Here is a 2,901-nt window from a genome sequence, read left to right as displayed (position 1 = left end):
GTCGTCGCGGCCCTTTTCCTCGTGCGGTTGGTGTACCTTCAGGTCATCGTGGCGCCGTCCTATGCCGCGCAGGCCGAGCAGGCGCGCACGGTGGGCTTCGACATCGAGCCGAGGCGCGGCACCATCTACGACCGCAACGGCACGGTGCTGGCCGTGAGCGTCGATGCCACCACCATCTACGCCAACCCCTCCGAGGTGGAGGACCTGCCGGGCACGGCCGCGGCGCTGGCCGGCGTGCTGGGCGGCGAGGCGGCCGACTACCAGAACGCGCTGTCCGCCGGCACCTCCACGTTCGCGTTCATCCAGCGCAAGGCCGACACCGCCGTGGCCGACCAGGTGCGCGCCCTGGACCTCAAGGGCATCTACTTCATCGCCGACACGAAGCGCACCTATCCCAACGGACGGGTGGGCGCGCAGATCGTCGGCCTGACCGACATCGACGGCAACGGACTAAGCGGCCTGGAGAAGTACTACGACGACATCCTGTCCGGCGAGCCCGGCCGCTACGAGGCCGAGCGCGGCCGCGATGGCACGCCCATCCCCGGCGGCGTGCACGAGGAGACGCCTGCCGTGGACGGCCAGGACATCATCATATCCGTGGACATCGAGCTGCAGCAGTACGTGGAGGACCGCCTGCTGGCCGACAAGGAGGGCCTCACCTCCAACGGCGGCAGCTCCGTGGTCATGGACGCCGAGACGGGCGAGATCTACGCCGCCGCGTCGCTTCCGCTGCTCGACCCGAACGACCGCGAGAACATCCCGGCCGGCGCGACGGAGCTCAAGGTGGTCACGCACCTGTTCGAGCCCGGCTCCATCTTCAAGTCCGTCTCGGCCATGGCCATCCTGGAGTCGGGCACCATGACGCCCGAGAGCGAGCTGTTCTGCCCGAGCGAGATAGAGGCCGACGGCTACATCATCTCCGACGCGCACGACCGCGGCGACGCCACCTTCACGCTGGAGCAGATCATGGACCAGTCGTCGAACGTGGGCATCTCGCTGGCCACGGAGAACGCCACCGCGAACGGGGTGTCGGGCTTCGAGAACCTGTACAACAAGATCAACGAGTACAACCTGCACACGCGCACCGGGGTGGACTACCCCGGCGAGGGCGAGGAGGGCACCGAGTACCTGGGATCGCTCCTGCCGTTCGACAAGTGGGGCAAGGTGCAGGCCTACAACATCAGCTTCGGCCAGGGCGTGTCGGTGACGCCGCTGCAGATGACGCGCTTCTACGGGGCGCTCGCCAACGACGGGGTGGAGTGCACGCCGCACTTCCTCATCGGCAAGCCGCAGTCTGGGGAGACGCCCGAGTACGCCACGGAGAAGGTCATCGGCAGCGAGAAGGCGCTCTCCGACATGACCGACATGCTCAAGACCGTGGTCAGCCAGGGCACAGGCACCGACGCCGCTATCGAGGGGTACAACGTGGCGGGCAAGACCTCCACGGCGGAGATCTACGACGAGGTGAACGGCGGTTACCGCAAAGGCGTGTACAACATGGCGTTCACCGGCTTCATAGCCGACTCCACGGGTCCCCAATTGGTTTGTTTTGTGGGTGCCAACGAGACGGAATACGGTTCCATCGTCACGCCGGTATTTAAGGATATAATGTCAACTGCCATCGACCGATTCCAGATAATGCCTGAGTGAGGACAAGCCATGGGGAAAACCTGCACCGACCTGTTCGCAGGAATTGACTGCACCGTCATCGGCAACGCCGACGAGGAAGTAGGCGGCATCGCCTACCGCAGCGACCGCGTGCAGCCGGGCGACGCGTTCTTCTGCATCGTGGGCTTGACGGCGGACGGCCACTCGTTCGCGCAGGACGCCATCGACCGCGGCGCCAAGGTGCTCGTGGTGGAGCGCAAGGTGTACCTGGCCGACGCCACCGATGTGACCGAGGTGGTGGTGGCCGACACGCGCAAGGCCATGGCGGCCGCGTCGGCCAACTTCTACGACCACCCCTCGAAGGACTTCGCGCTCGTGGGCATCACCGGCACGAACGGCAAGACCACCACCACCTACCTCGTGGAGCACATCGCGCACGTGGCCGGCAAGCGCACGGGCGTCATCGGCACCGTGGGCGTGCGCATAGGCGGGGAGCAGGAGAAGACGGCGCACACCACGCCCGAGTCGCCCGACCTGCAGAAGCTGCTCGCGCGCATGCGCGACGAGCGCTGCGGCGTGGTGGCCATGGAGGTGAGCTCGCACGCGCTCGACCTGGAGCGCACGTGGGGCACGACGTTCGCCGTGACCGCGTTCTCGAACCTCACGCAGGACCACCTCGACTACCATCACACGTTCGAGGCCTACTTCGAGGCCAAGGCGCGCCTGTTCGGCAAGGACTACCCGGCCCGCCGCGTCATCTGCATCGACGACAAGTGGGGCCGCGAGCTTCTGCGCCGCTGCGCCACGAACGAGGACAGCATCGTGACCACGGGCTTCGACGCCGCGGCGCAGATCCATCCCGTGGACGTGCGCTACGCCCCCACGCACACCGAGGTGGAGCTGGACGTGCGTGGTAGCCGCCACCGCTTCCGCTACCCCTTGGTGGGCAAGTTCAACGTAGAGAACGTCATGTGCGCCTTCGGCATCGGGCTGCAGCTGGGCATCCCGGCCGACGTGATAGTGGAGGCGCTGGAAGAGGCACCGCAGATCCCCGGCCGTCTGGAGCGCGTGAGCGCGCCGTGCGACGGAGGCATCGCCGTGTTCGTGGACTACGCGCACACCCCCGACGCGCTGGAGAAGGCGCTTTCGTCCATCATGGCGCTGACGCGCGGGCGCACCGTCTGCGTGTTCGGCTGCGGCGGCGACCGCGACGCGTCGAAGCGCTCCATCATGGGCAAGGCCGCGCTCGCGGCCGACTACGCCGTGGTGACGAGCGACAACCCGCGCCACGAG

Annotated in this window: 2 protein-coding genes; both read left to right on the top strand. The window is 67.2% G+C overall.

The window, feature by feature from the left end; translation table 11 throughout:
- A partial coding sequence (locus GPA_RS09845) for a peptidoglycan D,D-transpeptidase FtsI family protein (protein WP_083809053.1) occupies positions 1 to 1,650 on the top strand: 1,650 nt, incomplete at its 5' end.
- 9 nt (positions 1,651 to 1,659) lie between these two features.
- Positions 1,660 to 2,901 (top strand): UDP-N-acetylmuramoyl-L-alanyl-D-glutamate--2,6-diaminopimelate ligase (locus GPA_RS09840; protein ID WP_041239428.1); only part of this gene is annotated, 1,242 nt, incomplete at its 3' end.

Origin of the sequence: Gordonibacter pamelaeae 7-10-1-b, from assembly GCF_000210055.1 — a bacterium.
Classification (GTDB): domain Bacteria; phylum Actinomycetota; class Coriobacteriia; order Coriobacteriales; family Eggerthellaceae; genus Gordonibacter; species Gordonibacter pamelaeae.
The sequence above is the reverse complement of the archived record's forward strand: the minus strand, read 5'-3'. Positions and strand labels throughout refer to the sequence as shown.